Origin of the sequence: Halobacillus sp. ACCC02827 (genome assembly GCF_030291935.1) — a bacterium.
GTDB lineage: Bacteria > Bacillota > Bacilli > Bacillales > Halobacillaceae > Halobacillus.
In genome coordinates, this window is record NZ_CP128168.1 from 155037 (window position 1) to 179890 (window position 24854).

General features: G+C 42.4%; 23 protein-coding genes, 2 tRNA genes, 1 rRNA gene and 1 pseudogene. 21 read left to right on the top strand and 6 right to left on the bottom strand.

The features are described 5' to 3' along the window. The first annotated feature begins 4 nt into the window (after positions 1-4). From truA to QRD89_RS00935, 6 genes are all read left to right on the top strand, one after another. Positions 5-748: a tRNA pseudouridine(38-40) synthase TruA gene (gene truA / locus QRD89_RS00910; protein WP_008635960.1), complete on the top strand. Its 744-nt coding sequence runs from the start codon at positions 5-7 to the stop codon at positions 746-748. A 189-nt stretch (positions 749-937) separates the two neighbouring features. After that, a complete protein-coding gene (gene rplM, locus QRD89_RS00915) occupies positions 938-1375 on the top strand; it encodes a 50S ribosomal protein L13 (RefSeq protein ID WP_008635959.1) in 438 nt (145 codons plus the stop codon). A gap of 19 nt (positions 1376-1394) precedes the next feature. Continuing rightward, on the top strand, positions 1395-1787 hold the full coding sequence (rpsI, locus tag QRD89_RS00920) for a 30S ribosomal protein S9 (protein ID WP_008635956.1): 393 nt from the start codon (positions 1395-1397) through the stop codon (positions 1785-1787). A 347-nt stretch (positions 1788-2134) separates the two neighbouring features. Beyond that, positions 2135-4141 (top strand): site-specific DNA-methyltransferase, encoded by a 2007-nt coding sequence (locus QRD89_RS00925; protein ID WP_286096116.1) that lies wholly within the window; start codon positions 2135-2137, stop codon positions 4139-4141. A 15-nt stretch (positions 4142-4156) separates the two neighbouring features. Then, on the top strand, positions 4157-7156 hold the full coding sequence (locus QRD89_RS00930) for a restriction endonuclease (protein ID WP_286096117.1): 3000 nt from the start codon (positions 4157-4159) through the stop codon (positions 7154-7156). 78 nt (positions 7157-7234) lie between these two features. Next, complete coding sequence (locus QRD89_RS00935; RefSeq protein WP_286096118.1) at positions 7235-7990, top strand: hypothetical protein; 756 nt, start codon at positions 7235-7237, stop codon at positions 7988-7990. A 164-nt stretch (positions 7991-8154) separates the two neighbouring features. On the opposite strand, the gene istB is transcribed toward QRD89_RS00935, so the two are convergent. The 4 genes from istB to QRD89_RS00955 form a co-directional block, all read right to left on the bottom strand. Next, positions 8155-8889, bottom strand: coding sequence for an IS21-like element helper ATPase IstB (gene istB / locus QRD89_RS00940; RefSeq protein WP_286096847.1), 735 nt, complete (start codon positions 8887-8889; stop codon positions 8155-8157). A gap of 3 nt (positions 8890-8892) precedes the next feature. Beyond that, positions 8893-9966: an IS21 family transposase gene (gene istA, locus QRD89_RS00945; protein ID WP_502875644.1), complete on the bottom strand. Its 1074-nt coding sequence runs from the start codon at positions 9964-9966 to the stop codon at positions 8893-8895. Next, positions 9899-10078, bottom strand: a complete 180-nt coding sequence (locus QRD89_RS19255; protein WP_502875645.1) for a helix-turn-helix domain-containing protein — start codon at positions 10076-10078, stop codon at positions 9899-9901. The genes istA and QRD89_RS19255 overlap by 68 nt, the downstream gene beginning before the upstream one ends. A gap of 137 nt (positions 10079-10215) precedes the next feature. Next, positions 10216-10725 (bottom strand): DUF8426 domain-containing protein, encoded by a 510-nt coding sequence (locus QRD89_RS00955; protein ID WP_286096119.1) that lies wholly within the window; start codon positions 10723-10725, stop codon positions 10216-10218. A gap of 388 nt (positions 10726-11113) precedes the next feature. Between QRD89_RS00955 and rpsI (QRD89_RS19210) the strand changes: the two are divergent. The 10 genes and pseudogenes from rpsI (QRD89_RS19210) to salA all read left to right on the top strand — a co-directional run. Next, positions 11114-11173 (top strand): annotated as a pseudogene (gene rpsI / locus QRD89_RS19210) (30S ribosomal protein S9); the annotation flags it as partial. A 216-nt stretch (positions 11174-11389) separates the two neighbouring features. Then, positions 11390-13429 carry a BglG family transcription antiterminator gene (locus QRD89_RS00960; protein WP_286096120.1) on the top strand — a complete coding sequence of 680 codons (2040 nt, stop codon included), beginning with the start codon at positions 11390-11392 and terminating at the stop codon, positions 13427-13429. A 39-nt stretch (positions 13430-13468) separates the two neighbouring features. Beyond that, entirely contained in the window at positions 13469-13957 is a 489-nt protein-coding gene (locus QRD89_RS00965; RefSeq protein WP_008634262.1) for a PTS sugar transporter subunit IIA, read from the top strand. Continuing rightward, complete coding sequence (locus QRD89_RS00970) at positions 13957-14241, top strand: PTS sugar transporter subunit IIB (protein ID WP_008634259.1); 285 nt, start codon at positions 13957-13959, stop codon at positions 14239-14241. The genes QRD89_RS00965 and QRD89_RS00970 overlap by 1 nt, the downstream gene beginning before the upstream one ends. A gap of 42 nt (positions 14242-14283) precedes the next feature. Next, a complete protein-coding gene (locus QRD89_RS00975) occupies positions 14284-15543 on the top strand; it encodes a galactitol-specific PTS transporter subunit IIC (protein ID WP_008634257.1) in 1260 nt (419 codons plus the stop codon). A 14-nt stretch (positions 15544-15557) separates the two neighbouring features. After that, positions 15558-16589 carry a zinc-binding dehydrogenase gene (locus QRD89_RS00980; protein WP_026577041.1) on the top strand — a complete coding sequence of 344 codons (1032 nt, stop codon included), beginning with the start codon at positions 15558-15560 and terminating at the stop codon, positions 16587-16589. Positions 16590-16610: 21 nt separating this feature from the next. Next, positions 16611-16775 carry a hypothetical protein gene (locus QRD89_RS00985; RefSeq protein WP_008634255.1) on the top strand — a complete coding sequence of 55 codons (165 nt, stop codon included), beginning with the start codon at positions 16611-16613 and terminating at the stop codon, positions 16773-16775. 18 nt (positions 16776-16793) lie between these two features. Continuing rightward, positions 16794-17855: a galactitol-1-phosphate 5-dehydrogenase gene (locus QRD89_RS00990; protein WP_286096121.1), complete on the top strand. Its 1062-nt coding sequence runs from the start codon at positions 16794-16796 to the stop codon at positions 17853-17855. 183 nt (positions 17856-18038) lie between these two features. Next, a complete protein-coding gene (gene cwlD / locus QRD89_RS00995; RefSeq protein ID WP_026577039.1) occupies positions 18039-18761 on the top strand; it encodes an N-acetylmuramoyl-L-alanine amidase CwlD in 723 nt (240 codons plus the stop codon). 80 nt (positions 18762-18841) lie between these two features. Then, the gene (salA, locus tag QRD89_RS01000; protein WP_286096122.1) at positions 18842-19894 is read left to right on the top strand and encodes an iron-sulfur carrier protein/transcriptional regulator SalA; all 1053 of its coding nucleotides are present in this window, start codon (positions 18842-18844) and stop codon (positions 19892-19894) included. Positions 19895-19938: 44 nt separating this feature from the next. Here salA and gerD read toward each other — a convergent pair whose 3' ends face one another. After that, on the bottom strand, positions 19939-20589 hold the full coding sequence (gene gerD / locus QRD89_RS01005) for a spore germination lipoprotein GerD (protein WP_008634247.1): 651 nt from the start codon (positions 20587-20589) through the stop codon (positions 19939-19941). A 135-nt stretch (positions 20590-20724) separates the two neighbouring features. Here gerD and QRD89_RS01010 point away from each other — a divergent pair, with 135 nt between their 5' ends. Then, the gene (locus QRD89_RS01010) at positions 20725-21330 is read left to right on the top strand and encodes a KinB-signaling pathway activation protein (protein ID WP_008634244.1); all 606 of its coding nucleotides are present in this window, start codon (positions 20725-20727) and stop codon (positions 21328-21330) included. Positions 21331-21365: 35 nt separating this feature from the next. Here the strand turns inward: QRD89_RS01010 and pdaB are convergent, their stop codons facing one another. Then, positions 21366-22124, bottom strand: coding sequence for a polysaccharide deacetylase family sporulation protein PdaB (gene pdaB / locus QRD89_RS01015; RefSeq protein ID WP_026577038.1), 759 nt, complete (start codon positions 22122-22124; stop codon positions 21366-21368). A 117-nt stretch (positions 22125-22241) separates the two neighbouring features. Here pdaB and QRD89_RS01020 point away from each other — a divergent pair, with 117 nt between their 5' ends. From QRD89_RS01020 to QRD89_RS01035, 4 genes are all read left to right on the top strand, one after another. Next, positions 22242-22463 (top strand): hypothetical protein, encoded by a 222-nt coding sequence (locus QRD89_RS01020; RefSeq protein WP_008634240.1) that lies wholly within the window; start codon positions 22242-22244, stop codon positions 22461-22463. A 419-nt stretch (positions 22464-22882) separates the two neighbouring features. After that, positions 22883-24446, top strand: a 16S ribosomal RNA gene (locus QRD89_RS01025). A gap of 79 nt (positions 24447-24525) precedes the next feature. Next, positions 24526-24602, top strand: a tRNA-Ile gene (locus QRD89_RS01030). 10 nt (positions 24603-24612) lie between these two features. Continuing rightward, positions 24613-24688 (top strand) — tRNA-Ala (locus QRD89_RS01035). Positions 24689-24854: the final 166 nt, after the last annotated feature.

Sequence of the window (24854 nt, forward strand, 5' to 3'; positions counted from 1 at the left end):
GAAGATGCAGCGTATGAAGTTCACCCTGCAGTATGACGGTACGGCCTATGCCGGGTATCAGGTACAGCCGAATGGTAATACGATTCAGGCGGAGCTGGAGAAAGCACTGGCTAAAATCCATAAAGGAGAAACGGTCAAAGTGACTGCCTCCGGAAGGACCGATGCCGGCGTTCATGCCATGGGGCAGGTTATACATTTCGACACACCGCTTTCCATTCCGGATGAGAATTGGAAGAGGGCCGTCAACTCTCTGCTTCCGGATGATATTATGATCACTCATTCAGAAGCAGTTCCGGAGGATTTCCATGCCCGTTACGGGACCGTAGGGAAAGAATACCGGTACTATGTATGGAATGACAGGGACAGACAGCTGTTCAAGCGCCATCATACGTATCACGTGAAGGCAGAGCTTGATATGGCTGCGATGAAGGAGGCGTGCCGGCTGTTGGAGGGAGAACATGACTTTACGTCTTTTTGTTCTCCGAAGACAGATATTAAAGGCGACAAAGTCCGGACGATTTATGAAGCATCCATCCGGAAAGAAGGGGCAGAGATCGTGTTCCTGTTCCGAGGCTCCGGCTTCCTTTATAATATGGTCCGGATTCTTGTCGGTACACTTTTGGAGGTAGGGCGGCATGAGAGAGAGCCTGCTTCCATCCCAAGAATTCTTGCTGCAATGGATCGGGCTGCCGCCGGGAAAACAGCTCCTCCACAAGGGTTATTTCTCTGGGAAGTTTTTTACCAATAAAAGTTATTAAAAAAACAACGATTCCAGGTGTGCACGCCCTTGACATTTGGCTGTAGGGTGTTATATTATATTCTATGGCATTTTATTTCTATACCACGGTTAGCCCCGGAAATCTAATCGTATTTGAGATAAATGATAAAGTAGTTACGAAGTCTATGTGAAATTAAACAATTCAGGAGGGAAACAGATATGCGCACAACTTTCATGGCAAATGAAAACAACGTTGAACGTAAATGGTATGTTGTGGATGCTGCAGGGCAAACACTTGGCCGTTTAGCGAGCGAAGTTGCTGCGATCCTTCGCGGTAAACATAAACCAACTTACACACCACACGTTGATACAGGTGATCATGTCATTATCATCAACGCAGGTGAAATCCAACTTACAGGTAACAAGATCAACGATAAGATCTACTACCGTCACTCCAACCACCCAGGTGGATTGAAGTCCCGTACAGCTAACGAAATGCGTACGAAATACCCTGAGCAAATGCTTGAGCTTGCTGTTAAAGGTATGCTTCCTAAAGGAAGTCTTGGACGTAAAATGGGCAAGAAACTTCATGTTTTCGCTGGAGCTGAGCACAAGCATGAAGCACAAAAACCAGAAGTTTATGAACTTCGCGGATAATTAAAGGAGGTAATCTAAAGTGGCACAAGTACAATATACAGGTACTGGACGTCGTAAGAGCTCCACTGCTCGCGTACGCCTTGTTCCAGGAACTGGTCGTGTAGTAGTAAACAAACGTGATGCTGAAGACTTTTTCCCATACGAAACACTTCGTGTAATTCTGAAGCAGCCTCTAGCTGTTACGGAAACAGAAGGTAACTACGATGTACACGTAAACGTACATGGTGGTGGATTCACTGGACAAGCTGGTGCGATCCGTCACGGAATCGCTCGTGCTCTTTTACAAGCGGATCCTGAATACCGTACAACACTTAAACGCGCTGGTCTATTGACTCGTGACGCACGTATGAAAGAACGTAAGAAATACGGTCTTAAAGGTGCACGTCGCGCTCCACAATTCTCCAAGCGTTAAGACATCAACATTTCAAAGGCTCTCAACCATTTTGGTTGAGGGTCTTTTTTATGCTTGAAAAGGGTTTTGACCACATTATGACCACGATAATAATTTTTGACTACCAATTATAGTTCGATGTAGCTTTGAAACTTTTCCGCTGTCCTTTCTTTTAAATAATCTGTGACGTGTTATCAGAAGAAGTTGGGGGATTCTTAAAAAGCCTCACAATAAACTGGGGGGCTTTTTAAGATTTAGCATTTTATTCAAGTAGCCGTTGAACTACGTGGTATAATTTAATTAGAGCTAACGAGGGTAAGGTTATAATTAAGAATTTATAATAACCGCCTAAAAAGGAGAGTTTTTTAATGTCACTAGAAAAAATTAAAAAGCCAGATAGAAATGATGAAGAAAGAGTGGAATTACTAAAAGACTTATTTCCTGAAGCATTTATAGAAGGGTCATTTAATACTGAGGTTCTTAGAAAAGAACTTAATATTTTGAATATCAATTCTGATGAAGAATTTTATGGGTTGACATGGCCGGGAAAAGAAGAGGCAAAGAAGTTAGCAATAAAGCCGTTTACTGGTTCGCTTTCCCCTATAGAGGATGAAGGTGTTAATGTCGAGGGAACTAATAATATCTTTATAGAAGGTGAAAACTTAGAGGTTCTTAGAATTCTTCAAAAAAGTTATAAGGAAAAGGTAAAGCTAGTATATATCGATCCCCCTTATAACACGGGTAAAGATTTTGTTTACGAAGATGATTTTGATGAACCGATAGAAACATACTTAGCCAAAACTGGACAAGCTGATGAAGAGGGGGTACTAACAAGTAACCCAAAAACCAATGGGAGATTTCATTCAAATTGGTTAAATATGATGTACCCACGTTTAAGGCTGGCGAAATATCTTCTTCGAAAAGACGGGATAATGGTCGTACATATAGACGAACATGAGGAAAGTAACTTAGAGCTACTAATGAACTCAATTTTTGGTGAGGAAAATAAGGTAGGCGCAATTACGTGGGATAAAAGAAATCCCAAAGGCGATTCTACGGGTATTGCGTACCAAAACGAGAGAATTATGGTTTATGCACGGAATAGAGATTATTTATTGTCGCAACATAAAATAAAAAGACCTAAAAAGAATGCTGAAAAGATGTTAAAAAAAGCAGCTGATCTATATAAAAAGCTTGGCACTAAAACAGTACCTGACGATTTAAGAAAAGCAGTAAAGAAATATAAGTTACCAAACTCTTTACTTAAACAGCACGAGACAGAGTACACACTAGAGGATATCAATACAGAGTATAAAAAATGGTTACAGGAACAAGATGACATTTCAGGTGGAGAAGCAGCTTATAAAAATATAGACGAGAATGGGGAAGTTTATCGTCCTGTATCTATGGCATGGCCAAATAAAAAGAATGCGCCAGATGACTACTTTATACCATTAATACATCCTGTAACAAAAAAAGCATGTGTGGTTCCGCAAAGAGGGTGGAGAAATCCTCCAAAAACAATGGAAAAATTAAAAGAAGAAAATAAAATACTTTTTGGTAAAGATGAAACTACAATTCCTAATAGGAAGTATCTTCTAAAAGAGAACATGCTTGAAAACATACCTTCTATACTAAGGTATGGTGGGAGTGACGATAAACTTTTTAATGAATTAGGCATTCCATTTGAAAATCCGAAACCCTATAAATTTGCCATGGATATTATAAAGTATTTTACACATGATGACGATATTGTCCTGGATTTCTTCGCAGGTTCTGGAACTACAGGTCATGCGGTACTAGAGTTAAATGAGCAAGAAAAGACTAATAGGAAGTTTTTATTGGTACAAGTTCCTGAAGATACTAAAAAGAATTCAGAAGCAAGGAAAGCTGGTTTTAATACAATTTCGGAGATAACGAAAAAAAGGTTGTATGAGGTATCAAAGAGTTTGAAGGAAAATGGGGCTGTATCCGATTATGGTTTTAAGATGTTTGCCCTAGGTGAGACGAATATCAGAGAGTGGTCTTCTTATGAAGGAAATGATTTGGAAAAACTAGATCAATTGTTAAACTTCTCACCTCTAGTACCTAGCTGGAAAGAAAAGGACGTACTTTTTGAATTTATTCTGTTACAGGGATTCCCACTTAACAGTGAGGCACAAATAATAAAAGAACTACAAAGTAACAAAGTTTGGAAAATAACTCATGCCGATATTCCAAACCACTTATTTATTTGCTTGGATGAAAAAATCAAAGAAGATACCGCTCAATATTTAAGTGCATATAAGGATGATGTGTTGTATTTATTTGATGACGCTTTAACAGATGTTACAAAAATAATGTTAGAAGAAACAATGAGAGTCAAGACGTTGTAAGGGGGGGGAGGTTTAATGAATAATCAATTAAAAATTAAATTTAAAGACCAGCGATATCAATTAGAAGCGATTGAAAGTGTAGTTAGCTTGTTTGAGGGGTCACCAAAGAGGGAGGGGATAGATTTCCTCTCTCAGCCAACTGATGAAATTATACCAAATGCAAATGTTAATGAGGAATTAAATGAACGTTTACTATTGCATAATCTGCAGAAAGTTCAAATAACAAATAACGAAAAAAGAATTGGAAGTGAACTAAAGGTTTCTAATGAGCTTGAGGTTGATCAAGGAGAAACAGTAAATGGTGTAGGTGAAGAAGGGGAAAAAATTCGTTCACCTCATATTACAGTAGAAATGGAAACAGGAACTGGAAAGACATATATCTATTTAAGAACAGCTCATGAGCTAAATAAAAAATATGGATATAAAAAATTTATTGTTGTGGTACCAAGTATTGCGATATATCAAAGCGTTGTTAAAAATATTGAAGCAACAAGAAACCATTTTGCTTCTAAGTATGATAATGAAGAGATATCTTTAGTTCAATATGATGGTTCTAAATTGGGACGGATCCGTGATGAATATGCTACCAATTCAAATTTGACTGTCATGGTTATGACAATAGATTCATTTAACAAGTCATCAAATAATTTTTATAAAAGAACGGAACAATTACAAGGCGAAAAGAAGCCATATGAATATATACAGCAAACTAGGCCAATTGTAATTTTAGATGAACCTCAGAATTTTAATTCTAAAAAAGCTAAGAGTGCTATTCGTACTCTTAAGCCCTTATGCGTTCTTAGATACTCTGCTACACATAAGGAAACGCCTAATCTATGCTATAGGTTAACGCCAGTAGACGCTTTTAAAGAAAATCTAGTTAAACAAATTGAAGTAGTTGGAATATCAGAGCTAGATAACCATAATGAATCTTTAATCAGTTTGTTGGACGTTACTAGAAGTCCTATTAGAGCAAAGGTGAAAATAAACAAGTTAGATAAAGGTGTAAAAAAAGAACGGGAAGTAATTTTAAAGCAAGGCACTGACTTGTTTGAACTCAGTGGGTTAACAGAGTATGAAGGGTTAATTGTAAGTGAAATTAAGTATGGACAAAGTGATGAAGATAAGCAGGTGCTTTTCACAAATGGTTACACATTGTCTTTTAAAAATTCATTTACATCTAAAGAAAGTGTCTTTAGAGCTCAAATCGAAAAAACAATAGAAGCACATATGATACGACAAGAGGCCCTAAGGGATAAGGGAATAAAAGTGTTATCTTTATTCTTTATTGATCGTGTGAAGAATTACACTGGAAAGGAAGCAATCATTAAGCGATTATTCGATGAGAGCTTTAACAAACTAAAGAGAAGGTTCCAATCTTTTTCAAATGCTAATCCTGAGCAGGTCAGGGAAGGATATTTTGCGAAGGCGAAAGCAGAGAAAGGCGAAGAAGAGGCGATTGATACTAATAGCAGCAATAAGAAAGAAAGAGAGTTGGAAAAAGCTGCATTTGAATTAATTATGAAGAAGAAGGAGCGTTTATTATCTTTTGAGGAACCAACCTCCTTTATTTTTGCACATTCTGCTTTAAAAGAAGGTTGGGATAATCCAAATGTATTTCAGATTTGCACATTAAATCAGACTGCTTCTAACATAAAAAAGAGACAAGAAATTGGAAGAGGGTTAAGGTTAGCGGTAGATCAGAATGGTGAAAGATCAGAAGAACATGATGTAAATATCCTTACTGTAATTGCTAATGAAAGTTATGAAAGTTATGTTACCAACCTACAAAATGAGTATGTGGCTGAAGGCGATACTCCACCAAACACACCTAAAGAGCCTGAAGAAGCTGTTGTAAAGCGTAATAATAAGTTATTCACTTCAAATGAGTTTCAAGACTTTTTTGAAAAGGTGAATAGACAAGTGGATTACAAACTTAACATTAATACTGATGAGCTAATTGGTTTGTGTGTGGACAAATTAAATGAATCAAAATTCCCTGGACTATCATTAGAATTTTCTCAAGCTAGGTTTGTTATTAGCGAATACTTAATTGAATTGCAAGAAGTGTTCAGTAAAGAAGCGGTTATAGAGATAACCTTCAGTGATACCACTGGAAATTCATATAAAAGTAGAAAAAGGGTATCAGAGGGTGACAGCCTTAATAAGCTATTCAATGATATTCGTTTGAAAAATTTAAGAGTGCTCAAAATTAATGATGAAGGTAGCGGTAGTCAATCCGTGAAATTTGATAATGAAGAAATCATTACTAAATACAAGCCTTTAAAATTCAGCACTGAAAAAGTAACCAATGTAGAGAAAACAAAGGTTAGAAGTGAAGAAGGTAATTATGCAATACCAAACTTTATCGAAAGGGTAGCTAAGGAAACAAGCTTAACTAAAAAAACAGTTAAAAACATATTTAAAAACATGCAAGAAGATAAAAAGAAACTTATTTTTAAAAATCCAGAAGGCTGGATAAGTGAATTCTTATCTAATATAAAAGAAGTGTTATGTAATCACATAGCAGAAAACATCGAATTTGTAATAAAGCCTGAAAAAATTTATGAAGCTAACGATTTGTTTCCATTAGAAAGGAAGTTTCCTCAAAAGGAGCTTATTCCTGCTGGAGATAATGGTTTATATGATAAAGTGCAAGTGGATTCTGATGTAGAGCGTGAATATGTTGGAAATAGAGTTATACCAGACGCAGATAAAACAATTTTATATTTTAAGTTTCCTCCGAAATTCAAAATATCCCTTCCAAAAATTATAGGAAATTACAACCCAGACTGGGGTATGGTAAGGAAGAGTGAAGATGAAAATTACAAAGTAGAATTGGTTAGAGAAACTAAAGGTGGAGTTGACTTAGAAAGATTAAGGTTTCCGCATGAGAAACGTAAAATTAGGTGTGCACAAAAATACTTTGAAGAAATTGGTATAGACTATAGAGTGGTTGATCAAAATATAAATTATTGGTGGGAAAGCGACAAAGATCACCAAAATCTTAAGTAATAAGAGCAACCCTTGAAGGAAATAAACCCCTGGTGAAGAATATGTTACCAGGGGTGTCTTTTTGTGGGGGTCTATACCATGAAATACTATAAAACAAATGCAATGTACGATTATTTAGATCGGAATCCACACGAGCGGTTAAAATTCCCAAGTGGTAATTTGTGGCCATTAATATATGCAAATAAGGTGAACTTTGATGCTCAAGTATTAGTACTAGTTGTTGGTACCGAAGGTGGAACAATTTCAAATAGCTTTCAAGAGCAGCATGCTTTAATAAATCAGCTTGGAGAAAGAGCTAATATTCCAGTAGCTGTAGTTGCATTTGACACTGATGTACGAATCATTGAAGAAGTACAATATTCTGAAGGAAGAAATCGACTTGAACGTATTTCACTATTAACATTAGCTGATAGGATGAAAGCTTTAGGTTTATCAGTTAATAATACTCCTACGTCCAAAGCTATTAACGATGAATATTCTAGTGCCTACCATAAGTGGCAAAGGGATAATTTGGGGAATGATATTGTAGTTGTCGATATAGATATGTTCAAAATTTCTAGTGAAGGTGTTATTGAAAAGTTTTATGAACTAAAACGGTCATTCAAAGAGCTAAATGAATGGTCACCGTATCAGGTTGATTATAATAATTTTCGAGTTATGTCTAGGTTAGCAAACAAAACTAATATTGGTTTCGACATTGTATATAATAGAAGAACTAAAAATCCATGGTTTGACGATATTAGTAATTTAAGTGTATTCAATGTTGATTTTAACAGAGGTACACCAATAAATCCTGTCGGAAGAGTAGATTTAGAAACCTTTATGACTAATTAAAAAAGTATAAAGGCACCCCTAAAATAAGTTACTACCCGAATATCAATATAGGCATTGTTCTACTTTTAAAATCTTAAGGATGATTTTTTGTTGTATAACTTAAGTGTCAAGGCCGTTTAAATTCCTACAAAATCGTCGGGTTAAAATTATACAAAGCTGCCGCCTTATTCGGCAGCTTTGTTTTTCATTCGAAAGCTTGGTCCATCCACGGAAAAGACTCTGGAATGGTGAAGTAACCGATCCAATATTGCTGTCGCAATAATTCCGTCTCCTAAAACTTCTCCCCACTGGCTGAATGTCTTGTTCGACGTTAAAATGATCGAGCTATTTTCATACCTTCGGCTGATTACTTGAAATAAATAATGCCCTCCATTGTTTGATAGATTCAAGTATCCCATTTCATCAATAATCAGAAGAGAAGGTTTGGCGAACCCTCTCATTTTCTTATCCAGTTTCCCTTGGGCATCTGCTGTCTGAAGTGATGTAACAAGTTCCTGCGCTGTCATGAAGTACGTCTTCAAACCTTTACTTATTGCCTCCAGTGCAATTGAAACCGCAAGGTGCGTTTTACCGACGCCGGGCGGGCCAAGAAAAATAAGATTCTGATTTTGTTCAATAAAGCTGAGGTTCATATATTCTTCGATGTCCCTTCGGGTCACACCACTAATGCGGTCAAAATCAAACGTATCTAAAGTTTTCTTGAAAGGTAAGCGTGACAATTTCAGTAAGGTTTGCCTGCTTCGCTCTATCCGTGCTTGGTTTTCCACTTCCAATAGTCGCTCAAGGAAAACATGATATGGTATATTATCTTTAGAAGCTTCTTCCGTGAGGGTGCGCCATTCGGACTGGATGGTGGATAAATTAAGTGACTCACAGTATGTATCAATCTCCTGATTCATCACTTATCGCTCTCCCTCTTGAAGAATTTGGTCGTAGACGCTTAGTGGGCGGACAGCGACCTCAATATCTGACGCAGCGTGAAAGGTGCCAGCCTTTGAACGCTGCTTTTTTCTTATTTGCTCGGAAAGCGGTGAGATCTTATCATCTTTTGTATAGGTAAGAATGGCTTCGCCATGATGATAAACAGTAATTCTTCCATCAAGGGTTTCCTTAATCATGACTTCATGTCCTGCATAAGTGGAGCTCATGAGAATCTTTCGAGCGTGATAGTTCAAAACGCCATCTCTTCCTATCTTTCGATAGGTGAGGTAACTTACTTCATATTTGGAAGGAAGAGAATCGAGAGATTCTTTCATCCATAATTCCACAGGTTTTCGTTCCGTCGTAGAGTGAACTCGCTGATTCGCAGTATCTTCCACCCACCTCATAAGTGTACAATTCAAATCCTGTAACGACTGGACGGAAGAAGTCTCCAACCATCCATTCATATAACCAATGAAGCGTTCTACCTTGCCTTTGGTTTGAGGACGATAAGGTCGATGAACCTTTGGTGTAAACCCATAATGATCGACGAAGTCCAAGAACTTTTCATTCCACTCTATTTCAGTACCACTTCTCCGGTTTATAATCGTCTTCATATTATCGAAGAGAACTTTTTGCGGAACCCCTCCAAAGTATTCAAAGGCTTGAACTAAACAGTGGAGTAGGTGCTCTCGATCTTGCTTTTCCGCAAAACAAATATAACTCATCCGTGAGTAAGAAAGTGTGGCCACAAATATCATTAAAGGGATGGTATCTCCATCCACCTGATACAGTCCAGCTTCTTTCCAATCTACTTGCATTTGTTCTCCTGGTTCTGTTTCATACCGACGGGTATGACTTTCTTTAAAGGATTTACGATAGGGTTGAACAAATTCTTTGAGGATCGTTTTCCCGCCAGAATACCCTTGTTTTCGAATTTCCTGGAAGAGTTTCTCACAATTGAAAACATGGTCTTCTCGTAATCGTTTAAGCAAATAACCTTTGTAGGGATCTAACTTTGATCCTTTCTTGGTTCGTTTTTCTATCTCGTTCACTTAAGGCTTTCACCGTATGCCGATGCATGCCCAGTAGTTGGGCAATATCCGTATAAGACATGCCCCGTTCTAAAAACTCTTTCACTTTTCGTCGCTCTCCCTCCAGCTTCATAAACTAAATCTCCTCCCCCTTTAGGAATTCAATTTAATTATGAAGCTTGTCGAAATTTAAGGCGACGATTTTGTATATTTTTAGTCGGCTATAATGTCCATTTTAAATGCGACTCTTTCATTAAGTTGCTAAGTTAATCAGTGGTAAATCTTTTCAAGTTTTTGTATATAATCCTTATAATCAGTTATATTTGTAAGTGTTTTTATAAAAGCCTTTCCGGGATGTTCCCATTCACCGTATTTTTCCCAATTGACTTTGTGAATGTGTTTGTATTCAGCCCTAGATGCATCATACGAATAATTTGATATAACAGTTCCGCGGCCTATTACTTTGGAAATACCTTTTTTTACATAAATAATATCCCCTGGTTGGAGTTCATTAGCAAACTGCCATGTTGCATGAGCTGAATTTCTGTATGATTTTTGATATCCATATAATTCTTTCATTTTGCTTTTCATTGCTTCTTTTGATGAGAACATCTTCAGGTCTCCCATTTCATCCCAAGCAATCCCCATAATTCCTTGTGAATAAAATTCATCCCATTTGGATGCATTGTGCCCAGGTGCATAGAGCCAGTATTTTTTCTCTTTTTCGTTTATAGTTTCTGAAAAAGAATAGAAATTTTCTGAGTTTGTAGGATTATCCATTATTTAGTACACCTCAAATTCTTTAAATAAGTAATTCTTTTCACGTTTAGTGTTTGTTAATTAATGTGGGATATTCATGGGGGTTGGATGGTTGAGATAATAAAGAAATATTTAGCCATGTTCTCTTATGGATTTTTTTGAGTCGATTAAGATAAGTCCCTGTTTCTAATATTTAATCTCTTCATTGAACAAGGCACATAATATGAGAAATTATCAAAGGATGCCCTATTTGCATTGTAGGGCACCATTTTTTTGACCACATTCTGACCACAAAACATATATAAAGATATACCATTAAAAGGTTTTTTTATTTAATAAAAGTTGCTAACAACAATAATATTAGGATTGTTTAATTTCGTGTTTCTTCATATAACATATACAGATTTAAGAACGTAAGAAATACGGTCTTAAAGGTGCACGTCGCGCTCCACAATTCTCCAAGCGTTAATCGTACGAACGTACAAAAGCCATCTTTCCCAAGAGGAAGGATGGCTTTTTTTGTTTGCAAACTTTCTGTATTTACGTTCGTTTGCTTTAGGATTAATCATCGTAACTTAATTGTGTTCATCCCTATGATGTACATGAACAGCTCACTATCTTGGGATGAAAGCGGATACAACGTGGTTGTTTCAGGTGCTACAATGAAATCGTGGAGGGAGGATAGATGGTGGAACTCAATGAGAGAAGTCACAGGATTCTTCAAGAAATAGTAGGCAACCCCAGGGTCACCAGTACGACGCTCGAAAAGAAATACCAACTGACAAGAAGGCAGCTTGGCTACAGTTTCAATAAGATTAATGATTGGCTTGCATCACACCGCCTTCCTGAAATAGAGCGTACCAGACAAGGACAGTTCATTATCGACCACTCGATTTTCGCGCAGGTCAATAAGGATCAGAAACCTGAAATGGATGCCGTCGTCTTGTCTGAGGAGCAGCGCGTTTCCTTGATTATTCTCATGCTCCTTACTCGGAGGGAGCTGTCGTTGAATCACTTCACCTATGAACTCGACTTCAGTAAGAATACCATCTTGAGTGATATGAAGCAGGCGCAGTCATTCCTTGACAGGTACCATATAACCATTAACTATTCGAGGAAGTCTGGATACGTATTGGAAGGACCGGAAATTCAGATTCGCCGTGTTCTCCATAAGGTTGTTAGTGACTGGATAGCTTTGAATGGTTCAGGAAAAGTGGAAGCCATGACTTTGTTGTCACCGGATGATTTGAGCAGATATAAGGATATCATTGATGCGTTTGAAGAAAAGCTCAACATTCAGTTTACAGACGAAAAAATGGAAGCGCTACCTTATTTGCTGGCACTAAACATTAGAAGAATGGAAGACGGATATATCATTGAGTCTTTATCCGGGAACCATCAAGACATCATCCGGTCTGAAGAATATCGAGCGGTCGGAGATATATTGAAAGAGCATATCACCCATGAAGAGCGTCTCCTCTTAAGTCTCTATCTCTTAACCACCAATGTGTATCGATCCGAAGAGCTTGCACCGACAGATCCATTAACGACGCTGCCCCCGGTTATAGAGCAAATGATCCGTCTTTTTGAACGGGGCGCCTGCGTTCATTTTCAGAATAGAAGCCTTTTATCGGATAAGCTGTTCCAGCACATCCGACCTGCTTATTACAGGATCAAGTATGGACTGACAGAGACGCAGGTGATTCATGATTCCATTACGGAAGAATTGAAAGAAGTGCACCATTTGGTCAGACGCTCTGTGCTTCCATTGGAGAGGTACATCGGGGCCGACATTCCTGATAATGAATTGTCTTTTATGACGATGTTAATCGGCGGTTGGATGACGCGGCAGGGAGAGAGCATGAAAGAGAAAGTAAAAGCTGTTGTCGTCTGTCCTCAAGGCGTGTCCGTCTCACGACTGTTGTTTAATCAATTGTCGGAGTTGTTTCCTGAATTTGTTTTCCTCGACTCTTTGTCGGTCCGAGAGTATTGGAGGTGTGAGTTGGATTACACGCTTGTTTTCTCTACCTCACCGCTAGAAGGAGAGGATAAAGTCATTCAATGCAAACCATACCTTGATCAGGACGATCGACTGCGGTTAAGAAAGCAGGTCATGATGGAGGTTCAAGGTTATGTGATGAATGATATCCGTGTGGATCACTTGATGGATATTATCCGCAATCACACAACGATCCACGATGAGAAAGCTTTGAAGGAAACGTTGAGCGTTTATGTGCATCGGGAAGAGGAATCAGCAATCAAGCAGAGGGTGGAGAGCGTTCCGCTTCACCTGGAAGATTTCCTTCCGATCGATCACATTCAAGTAGTGGAATATGTGGACTCTTGGGAGAAAGCACTGTCTATTGCATCCGAACCGTTGATCAGGCATGGCTTTATCAAACAAAGTTATGTCGAGGCGATGCGGCAGCAGGTGAGAGATCCATACATCATCATCGCCCCGCACGTTGCTATTCCCCATGCAGCGCCTGAAGATGGTGTAGCACGAACCGGAATGAGTTTGTTGGTCGTCCGTTCAGGTGTTTCGTTTAATACAGAGGAGACCGTTCATATGATGGTCGTGATCGCGGCGGTGGATAAGAAGAAGCATATGAACGGTTTGATGCAGTTATTGAGCTTAGCCGGGCAGGAGGAAGATCGGGAACGCCTCATTCGTGAGGGGAAACCTAAAGATATACAGGAAGTGATCATGCGTCATTCTGTGTAGTGTCCGGAACAATATTTTATGGATAATGTGGTGAATAGGATGAGTAATGTTTATTTTAATGAATCAGTCATTTTATTAGATCTGGATGCGGGATGCAAGGAAGAAGTGCTCGAGGCAATGAGTAGGAACCTTGTGGATTTAAAATTGGTCAAGGAGAGTTTTCCGCCCGCCATCATCCGAAGGGAAGAGGAATATGCAACAGGGTTACCGACTGCCGGAGTCGCTGTCGCCATTCCGCATACCGATGTGGAGCATGTGCTCCGGAAGACGATAAGTGTGGGAGTACTGAAAGAAGCAGTGGAGTTCGGTGTAATGGGGGATGGAGAGGAAACGATCCCAGTCCGTATTGTCTTTCTGTTGGCTATGGACGAAGCCCACTCCCAGCTTTCTTTGCTTCAACAGCTCATGGGAGTTTTTCAAAACGAAGAAATTTTACGATTGATCCTGGAAGAAAAAAACAAATCAGGCATCCGGCGTTTATTGGAACAGAAACTTGCGTTTGATGCTATAGAAGGAGAGAAATCATAATGGCGAAAAAACAAGTATTGGTAGCGTGTGGAGCGGGGATTGCAACATCGACGGTCGTGAACGGGGCCATTGAAGAAATGGCGAAGGAAAACAATTTGAGCGTAGACCTGGTTCAAATAAAAATTGCGGAAGTAGGCGGCTATGTCGATACAGCAGATCTGCTTGTCACAACAGCTATGACTCAGAAAGAATACCCTTTTCCGGTAATTAATGCACGTTCCTTCCTGACTGGAATTGGAACAGAAGCGACGAAGAAAGAAATTTTACAGGAGTTGCAGAAGTAACCGGCATGCTCGCCGGTGGATAGAATCGAGGGAGGACTTTACATGCAGGGTTTCGTCGACATCGTACAAGGATTTTTGGATTTGGGGGCAACAGTCATTCTTCCTGTTGCCATCTTCTTACTAGGTTTACTGTTCGGACAAAAGCCAGGAAAAGCGTTCCGTTCCGGACTGACGATAGGAGTAGCTTTTGTAGGTATATTCCTCGTCGTCGATCTCCTTGTTAACAACCTGGGGCCGGCAGCGCAGGGGATGGTCGATCGGCTTGGAGTGGAATTGAACGTCATTGATGTAGGATGGCCGGCTTCTTCATCTATTGCGTGGGCCTCCATCGTAGCTGCGTTTATCATTCCGCTCGGCCTTGTCGTTAATGTCATCATGCTGGTGACGAAGACGACGAAAACGATGAACGTGGATATTTGGAATTTCTGGCATTATACATTCATGGCTGCCATGGTCTATGCCATTTCCGGCAGCATCGTGCAAGGCTTGATCGCCGCAGTTATCTTCCAGGTTGTTTGTTTGAAAGTAGCAGACTGGACAGCTCCGATGGTCAGTAAATTTTTCGACCTTCCCGGTGTTTCGGTCGCTACAGGCAGTACGATTTCCTACGCGCCGGGAATTTTCCTGGTACAGTTGTTGAATAAAGTGCCGGTAGTGAAGAATTGGAATGCCGACCCGGAGACGATTCAGAAGCGTTTTGGAATCTTCGGTGAATCGATTTTCATCGGACTCTTTCTAGGGGCGGCAATCGGAATATTGGCTGGATACAGTGTTGGGGATGTCATCGAAATCGGCATGGCGATGGCGGCCGTCATGGTTCTTATGCCACGTATGGTCAAAATCTTGATGGAAGGCCTTATGCCTGTATCAGAATCTGCACGGGAATGGCTGTCCAAACGCTTTGGTGACAGAGAGATTTACATAGGCCTTGATGCTGCGGTCGCACTCGGGCATCCAGCAGTCATTTCAACAGCCCTTATTCTTGTGCCGATCACTGTGGTGCTTGCAGTCATCCTGCCGGGAAATGCGCTCCTTCCTTTCGGAGACTTGGCTACCATACCGTTTGTCGTTGCTTTCATTGTCGGTGCAGCCAAGGGGAATATCGTCCACTCCGTCATCGTCGGTACGGTGATGATTGCTTTATCCCTTTATATGGCGACCGATGTGGCCCCGGTATTCACGGAAATGGCAGTGAATTCTAATTTTGACATGCCGGAAGGATCAGCAAAGATATCGAGCATTGACCAAGGGGGAAACCTGGTGAACTGGGTCATCTTTAAAGTATTCAGCGTCTTCAATTAATGGAGGGATAAAAGGTGAAAGCACTTGTGAAAACAGAACTGGGCCATGGCCACCTGCTCGTTCAGGATAAACAGGAACCGTCGGTTGGACCTGGCCAAGTGAAAATTGAAGTGAAATATACCGGAATATGCGGTTCTGATATACACACGTATGAAGGTCACTATAAAGTAGGCGTTCCAGTTACACTGGGTCATGAATTTTCCGGGGTCGTCGTTGATGTCGGTGATGGAGTGACATCATTTCAGGAGGGTGATCGAGTCACGTCAGAGACCACCTTCTATATCTGTGGGGAATGCAAATACTGCAGGAGTGGTGATTACAATCTCTGCAATCACCGAAAAGGTCTGGGGACACAGCAGGATGGAGGATTTGCCAAGTATTTAATTGCGAGGGAAGAAAGCGTCCACCATCTCCCCGACCATGTAGATTTTCGATCTGGTGCGATGACAGAACCGCTCGCCTGTACCTATCATGCCGTTGCAAAAACGGAAATCACCAAAGGGGATGTTGTGGTCGTTATCGGTCCGGGGCCGATTGGGTTGTTCACCGCCCAAGTTGCAAAGAGCCGGGGGGCCGTCGTTATAGCAGCTGGACTATCCCACGATAAGATAAGGCTTGATAAAGCACAGGAGCTGGGAATCGATTACTCGATTAATATTCAGGAGAGTAATCTGAAGGAACTGGTCGAAGATTTGACCGGTGGATATGGTGCAGACGTCGTATATGAATGCTCCGGAGCGGTGCCGGCTGCGAACATGGCATTGGATTTACTGAAGAAAAAAGGGCAGTACGGACAAATTGGAATTTTTGCGAAACCTGAGATTCCATTTAATTTGGAGAAGATCATTCAGAAGGAGATTCGTGTCGTAGGAAGCCGAAGTCAGAAGTCGGCGGATTGGGAACCTTCCCTTGAGTTGATGAACAGTGGCAGCGTAAACGCGCAGTCATTGGTGACACATGAATTCCCCATTACGGAATGGGATCAAGCATATGATGTGATAAAAAAAGGAGAAGCGATCAAGGTTCTTCTGACGCCGGTTGATTAAGGAAGAAAGGTGGGGGATGCAATGGTCGATGCATGGCTGGATTTTATGCTGGGCCCGATGCGGTCGGTCGGCGACGTCTACTTCGAGCATCAAATGATTTTTAACACGCTCATCGTTGCGGCAGCTGTTTGGCAAGTAAGGAAGAAGCGGCCGTCCAGATCCGTAGAAAAAACGGAAAATCTATAGGTGAAAAAGGTGACTCCAATGAAAACCTTGAATCTTTATGGAACCCAGGATATCCGATATGAAGAGAGGCCTGCTCCAGTATTGAACAGGGAAGATCACGTCGTCATTAAAGTAAAGGCTGTAGGCGTATGCGGATCTGATATATCAAGATATAAGAAGCTGGGTCCTTATGTAGAAGGAATGACGTTCGGTCATGAGTTTGCAGGGGAAGTAGTGGAAGTGGGCAGTGATGTCAATACTATGGTTCCCGGAGACCGTGTGGCAGCTTGTCCGACTTTCTGCTGCGGGGAATGTGTCAGCTGTTTGAAGGGCGACTTGAGCCAATGCGAGCATTTGACTCTCATAGGAGCCCGGCATCCAGGAGCATATGCCGAATATGTAACACTTCCTGCTTCTAATGTCCTTCCCCTTCCTGAGGGAGTCGATTATGATGTCGCTGCAATGATTGAACCCTCATCTGTTGTGGCTCATGGTTTCTACAGAACCAGTCTTCAGCCCGGATCAAGTGTGGCTGTCGTAGGATGTGGGAGTATTGGGCTGCTTGCAATACAATGGGCGAAGATATTTGGAGCAGCTAAAGTGATTGCGATTGATATTGATGATCAGAAGCTTGCCGTTGCGAAACGCGTAGGAGCGGATGAAGTAGTCCATTCAAGAAACGCGGTTGCTCACGAACAAACAGCTGATTGGACAGGCGGGCAAGGTGTCGATCTTGCTGTAGAATGTGCCGGTTCTCCAATAACTTCTGAACAGGTTCTTGCTCTTCCGAAAAAAGGAGGAGAGGTTCTCTATATGGGAATTCCCTATGCCGATGTAGAGCTGAAGCGGTTTTATTTTGAAAAGATTGTCCGGAATGAGCTGAAAGTGATCGGATCCTGGAACGCCATTTCCAGTCCTTTTCCCGGGAAAGAATGGGATGCTACCCTGCACTATATGCAGACAGGGCAGTTGAACGTTAAACCGCTTATCTCTCATCGTCTCGCACTCGAAGAAGGGCCGCTCTTATTTGAACATCTCATTGAGAATAGCAGTGATCAATCGTTTATTAAGGTGCTTTTCCATCCGGATGGACAACCTTAAATGAAAAGGGCCGCTTCCTGCGGTCCTTTTGCTGTTTATTGAGGAAAGGGATTTTGAGGTTCAGGTGGTACTGCACATTTATGTGGGAGTCTGTATCTCCGGCTTTATTTGCTTCCTTTACATAATCCCTGTTCTCGTCCCATATAGTTGATGTAGGGAGGAGTACAAGGGAGTGAGAGCGCAATGATACGAAGAATGAAGACATTTTTTTGGTTGGCAGGGATCGTTATTCTTGTCTGTGCCGTTTCCTATCCGCTGCAGGAAGCGAAGGATGCTTGGACAGTCTGGTCTTCTCCACTGTCTGGCAAAGTGGTCGTCCTTGATCCGGGCCACGGGGGACCGGACGGAGGAGCAGAGGGGACAGATGGGACACAGGAAAAAGAAATTACCCTCCGGCTGGCGGAATACGTCCGTGATTATCTGCAGCAAGCAGGTGCCATCGTCTATTTGACAAGGTATGATGATGAGGATTTATCCTCAGAAGCGGCCGGAAGTTTATCGCGAAGGAAAGCGGAGGATATTAAGAAGCGGGTACAGTTTGTAAAGGATAAAGATGCGGACTTTTATTTGAGCTTACATTTGAATGCTATTCCTTCCCCCAAATGGAAAGGTGCACAAACCTTCTATAATCCGGACGTTTCAGAGAGTGAACAATTAGCGAAATTTATTCAGGACGAAATCCGTTCGAATATCGGTAATACGACGAGAGAAGCTATGGGGTTAACCAACATTTACATTTTAAAGCACATAGAAGCACCGGGGGCACTGGTAGAGGCGGGCTTCTTGTCCAATGAACAAGAGCGGGAACTGTTAAAGACGGAAGACTATCAGAGAAAGGTGGCTGCATCTGTCTACCAAGGTGTGCTCCGCTTCGTGACGGAACGTGAATATCCTTCTCCTGACTGATATAGGCAAATCCCTTAGAAAGCGTTTCACATATGTTATACTAACAACAGGAAACATTTTTTAAGGGATGGTGAAACGGTTTGTTGACTCAAGAAAAAGTACTCGAAGTCCTTCACTCAATCGAAGATCCGTTTTTACATAAAACGCTGGAAGAAACCGGTGGAGTCGAAGAAATAAAAATTAAAGAAGAAAAGAACCACGTCAGCGTCAAGCTGTTAATCGGCAAGACGAATACCGCTGAACAGATGGAGCTGCAGCAGCAGATCGTCAACGCTTTGAAGAAAGAAGGCGCGGCAACTGTCGGCCTCCGATTCGATCAGCTGCCGGAAGAGGTCCTGAACAGATTCCAGCCGGAAGCGGAAAAAGCAAAAGAGCAGTCCCTATTGGGAAATGATGTGGACACGAAGTTCATTTCCGTTGCCAGCGGAAAAGGCGGCGTCGGGAAATCGACAGTTACTGTCAACCTCGCTGTCGCACTGGCTCGTCTCGGGAAAAAAGTCGGGATTATCGATGCTGATATATATGGTTTCAGCGTTCCTGATATGATGGGTGTGGAAGAACGCCCGGTCGTCCGCGGGGAAAAAATCATCCCGGTTGAACGCTTCGGCGTCAAAGTCGTGTCCATGGGATTCTTCGTTGAAGATAACTCTCCGATCATCTGGCGTGGTCCGATGCTTGGTAAAATGCTTACAAGCTTCTTTAAAGAGGTGGAGTGGGGCGGTCTGGATTACTTGCTTCTCGATCTTCCGCCTGGAACCGGGGATGTTGCGCTTGATGTACACGCGCTGCTTCCTTCCTCTAAGGAGATTATTGTAACGACACCGCACCCGACTGCAGCTTTCGTTGCTGCTCGTGCAGGGCAGATGGCATTGAAGACAGAGCATGAAATATTAGGAGTCGTCGAGAATATGGCGTACTTTGAAAGCAAAGAAACCGGAAATAAAGAATTCGTCTTCGGACGTGGAGGCGGGGTTAAGCTGGCAGAAACGCTGCAAACAGCTGTTCTTGGCCACATACCACTTCAACAGCCGTACGAAGAAGAAGATGTATTTGCACCTTCTGTGTACCAAACAGATCATCCAATCGGTATGATTTATCGGAATATGGCTGCTAAAGTAATCGATAAGTATTAACAGAAAAACCACACGACCTGTTAGGTCGTGTGGTTTTTACTGCGTTAAGACGAGGACTGCGAATTATCTTCACTTTGCTTCTCGCCTTCGGTTTGACCGCTTTGCTCCTGACCTGAAGACCCGGATCCGGAAGACCCGGCCGATTCTTCGCTCTTCATCTTCTCAGCAGCTTTCAACAGCGTATCGCTCATTTTCGCTTGGAAAACCGGACTGTTGATGGTTTCCTCTATTGTTTTCTGCAAATGCTCACGGAATTTCTGTCCTTCCATGACGGTAACCATTTGATCCATCATTTCAGGGTTCTTATAAAGCTCGATCATCAGCTTTTGGTATTCCGGGTCCTTCATGAGACCTTTCATTAAATCCTTCTGCTGTTCTTCAAGGACTTTGCTGAATTCCTGAACGAATTTAGGGTCGGAAAACAATTTGCTCCAGAAGGCTTTTCCTTCTTCTGAAACAAGTGTCTGTTGAACAGCTTTCGATACAACCTCCGAATCGAGTGCCATAGACTGCTGCATCTTTTCATCAGAAAGTACTTCTTGCATCGCTTTTTTACCGTCATCAGACTTCAATATATCAACCATCATTTTCTTGGTTGTGTCATAATCCGCCTGTTCGCTCGCTCCGGAAGCACCGCTGCAAGCGGCCAGAACAGAGAGAAGCAGGACGGTACACAAAATGCGGAGTCTGGACATAAGGAATGTCCCCTTTCATAAGTTCTCCTTGTGTTTACTATTTACTTTTCGACTATTTTTATGCGGCTGGGCAAAAATGGAGGTTTTTCATGATAGAATGAATTTGGAAATGACTTGATATAGGGGGATCATTTAGTGAATAGTCGCAAGTGGGTCCGGTTATTTTTTACGACTTTAATGATTGGTGGAGGGTTAACGCTTCTCCTTAGCTTCTTGATCAAGAGGGAATCTTATGCAGAGGTACTTCAGCCTTTTCAGCTGTTTGAGTTGTTCGGTTTGCTGTTGTTTTTCAGTGGACTCGGGTTTATATTCAGTGTTATCAGTCAAATGGGCTTCTTTGCATACTTGACGGTCAACCAATTCGGTAAAGGCTTCTTCCGTAGTTTATGGGTTCCGGCGCAAGTATTTTTGATTGCGTTTACATTATTTGACCTGGTATATTTCCGCTACCAGGGGTCGGATTCAGGTGATTCGATTTGGTTTTACATAGGAACGGCTGCAGGGTTATTTACTGCCGGAGCAATTATTGCGTATATTAAAGCAAAAGAGACAAACCGTACGGCTTTCATACCTGGTTTGTTCTTTATGGTAGTCGTGACCTCCATTGAATGGGTGCCGGCATTAAATGCAGGGGGGAAGGATTATATATGGCTTATGATTTTTCCGCTATTCGTCTGTAATGCCTATCAACTTCTGCTGTTGCACCGTTTAACACGCAGCACGGATGAGAATATGTCTTAATGAAAGAGGGCCGCTGTTCATCCAGCGGCCTTCTTTTATTCCACCTGAGTCGTTTCTGATTCTCCGCCGCTGACCATTTCGGTGATACTTACAAATTTAAGGCCCTTTTGCTTTAACCCCGGAAGTATTACTTCCAGCGCTTTCGGTGTCTGTTTGACGGAATCGGAAGCGTGCAGAAGGATAATATCTCCTTTAGAACTTTCCTTTAGAACTTGATCAATGATTGCGTTCGTTCCCGGGTTCTCCCAATCCCTTGGGTTTAGACTCCATTGAACGGCCTGCATTCCCGATTTCTCAATTAAAGATAGAACTTCTTTATCTATGTGGCCGTGCGGGGGACGGATCCATTTTACTTCGCCCAAACCAAGCTTTTCAAATACCGCATCTGCTTGTTGGAGATCGGATGTTACTTGTTCAGGTTCCTTTTCCACGTAACTCTGATAGGTGTAGCCCATCATTCCGATTTCGTGGTTTCCTTCTTGGATTTCTGCAACGATGTCGGGATGCCTTTCCGCCCATTCTCCACTTAAGAAGAAGGTGGCCTGTACCTCGTGCGCCTTCAATTGTTCCAGTATGTCGTGCACTTTATCCGTACCCCAGCTGATGTTGAAAGTCAAAGCAACATGGGACTGTTCTTCACTCCCTTGAGTTAAGGCTCGTGCCTCCCCTTTGTTGGAAAACACAGCAAGTTGGCTCCACTGCCCGACCCAAAGCAGAAGGGCGCAGAACAGAGCAAGGACAACAACGATTCCATAACGTTTGAGACGTTCTGCTTTCCATGTGTAGAAGCTCATTGCAGGTATCTCCTTCCTTCCAATATGTTCTATACATATGAAAAAAAGGACAACCTATGCTAAAAGTAATGAAAAAGGGGTAAAAATAAAGAGAGTTGCTAATAGGGAGGTTTCTGCATGCACGGTCTAATGATTGATGAACAAGAGAAACGGGAGATTGAATATTTATTGAAGCGGGAAATGGATGAGATCATATTCGATCTTGGCGATCACCGTATTGATCAAGGACTTAAGAGAGCGATGGAGGACCGGTATGAAGTTCTGTTTCAAATCTTTCGTCGGTTTGCCACAAGACAGGAATGTATGCAATATATGCCCAGGAAGAAAAAACACAACTAGTCTAAGAGCCCTTCTATTAAAGGGCTTTTCTTATTTCGTGCGATCATTACAGTTTTTTGATGAAATTTCAAAAAAGCTATTGCCATCCTTTTGAATTATGTGCTATATTATTAAACGTTGTCGGGAAAACAACAACGAAAAATCAATTTTAAAAACATTGAAAAAAGTTGTTGACGAAACAAGGCAGGCATGATAAATTATTACTTGTCGCCAAAACGACATCAAACAAAACATTGAAAAAGTTGTTGACACAAACAACATTCGATGATAAGATAATAAAGTCGCTCCGAACAGAGCAGACAACGTAATTCGATCTTTGAAAACTGAACGAACCAACCAGTACGTCAAACATTCTTTCTATTATATAGAGGGAATTCAAACAAGCACATTCGGTGTGCAAAATGAGCAAGTCAAACACTTTTATGGAGAGTTTGATCCTGGCTCAGGACGAACGCTGGCGGCGTGCCTAATACATGCAAGTCGAGCGCGGGAAGCGAGCTGATCCCTTCGGGGTGACGCTCGTGGAACGAGCGGCGGACGGGTGAGTAACACGTGGGCAACCTGCCTGTAAGATCGGGATAACTCCGGGAAACCGGGGCTAATACCGGGTAATACTTTCTTTCGCATGAAGGAAAGTTGAAAGATGGCTTCTCGCTATCACTTACAGATGGGCCCGCGGCGCATTAGCTAGTTGGTGAGGTAACGGCTCACCAAGGCGACGATGCGTAGCCGACCTGAGAGGGTGATCGGCCACACTGGGACTGAGACACGGCCCAGACTCCTACGGGAGGCAGCAGTAGGGAATCTTCCGCAATGGACGAAAGTCTGACGGAGCAACGCCGCGTGAACGATGAAGGTCTTCGGATCGTAAAGTTCTGTTGTTAGGGAAGAACAAGTACCGTGCGAATAGAGCGGTACCTTGACGGTACCTAACGAGGAAGCCCCGGCTAACTACGTGCCAGCAGCCGCGGTAATACGTAGGGGGCAAGCGTTGTCCGGAATTATTGGGCGTAAAGCGCGCGCAGGCGGTTCCTTAAGTCTGATGTGAAAGCCCACGGCTCAACCGTGGAGGGTCATTGGAAACTGGGGAACTTGAGGACAGAAGAGGAGAGTGGAATTCCACGTGTAGCGGTGAAATGCGTAGATATGTGGAGGAACACCAGTGGCGAAGGCGACTCTCTGGTCTGTTTCTGACGCTGAGGTGCGAAAGCGTGGGTAGCAAACAGGATTAGATACCCTGGTAGTCCACGCCGTAAACGATGAGTGCTAGGTGTTAGGGGGCTTCCACCCCTTAGTGCTGAAGTTAACGCATTAAGCACTCCGCCTGGGGAGTACGGCCGCAAGGCTGAAACTCAAAGGAATTGACGGGGGCCCGCACAAGCGGTGGAGCATGTGGTTTAATTCGAAGCAACGCGAAGAACCTTACCAGGTCTTGACATCCTTGGACCTCCCTAGAGATAGGGATTTCCCTTCGGGGACCAAGTGACAGGTGGTGCATGGTTGTCGTCAGCTCGTGTCGTGAGATGTTGGGTTAAGTCCCGCAACGAGCGCAACCCCTGATCTTAGTTGCCAGCATTCAGTTGGGCACTCTAAGGTGACTGCCGGTGACAAACCGGAGGAAGGCGGGGATGACGTCAAATCATCATGCCCCTTATGACCTGGGCTACACACGTGCTACAATGGATGGTACAAAGGGCAGCGAAGCCGCGAGGTGTAGCAAATCCCATAAAACCATTCTCAGTTCGGATTGCAGGCTGCAACTCGCCTGCATGAAGCCGGAATCGCTAGTAATCGCGGATCAGCATGCCGCGGTGAATACGTTCCCGGGCCTTGTACACACCGCCCGTCACACCACGAGAGTTGGTAACACCCGAAGTCGGTGAGGTAACCTTTTGGAGCCAGCCGCCGAAGGTGGGACCAATGATTGGGGTGAAGTCGTAACAAGGTAGCCGTATCGGAAGGTGCGGCTGGATCACCTCCTTTCTAAGGATTTAGAACGGAAGCGTACTTGGTTGGTTGTTCAGTTTTGAGAGATCGAAAGATACTCTTCTAAGAATTGAATGGGCCTGTAGCTCAGCTGGTTAGAGCGCACGCCTGATAAGCGTGAGGTCGGTGGTTCAAGTCCACTCAGGCCCACCATTCAAAAAACGGGGCCTTAGCTCAGCTGGGAGAGCGCCTGCTTTGCACGCAGGAGGTCAGCGGTTCGATCCCGCTAGGCTCCACCATTTAAATGATATACCAAACACAATGATTTGATTGTGTTTTATATTCAACCCTGAATATAGGGCGTGAACCTTGAAAACTGGATAAGGAATCATCGTATCATCTAACGATGAAACGATTGATGACAAGACATCAAACATCGAAAGTTTTAAATAAACGTCTTTTCAC